The organism is Desemzia sp. FAM 23989 (assembly GCF_045528345.1).
GTDB lineage: Bacteria > Bacillota > Bacilli > Lactobacillales > Carnobacteriaceae > Desemzia.
Genome location: NZ_JBGQQT010000079.1, coordinates 1 through 255, shown reverse-complemented (window position 1 = coordinate 255; position 255 = coordinate 1). Strand labels below are relative to the sequence as shown.

Sequence of the window (255 nt, the reverse complement as noted above, 5' to 3'; positions counted from 1 at the left end):
TTCTTCGAATCCACCTAAAAACTTTGGTTAAGTCCTCGACCGATTAGTATTGGTCCGCTCCATCTATCACTAGACTTCCACTTCCAACCTATCTACCTGATCATCTTTCAGGGGTCTTACTCACTAATGTGATGGGAAATCTCATCTTGAGGGGGGCTTCACGCTTAGATGCTTTCAGCGTTTATCCCTTCCACACATAGCTACCCAGCGATGCTCTTGGCAGAACAACTGGTACACCAGCGGTGTGTCCATCCC

Annotated in this window: 1 rRNA gene; it reads right to left on the bottom strand. The window is 47.5% G+C overall.

Annotated features, from left to right (window positions below):
- Window positions 1–23: 23 nt before the first annotated feature.
- Window positions 24–255 (bottom strand): 23S ribosomal RNA (locus ACEN36_RS13140); the annotation flags it as partial.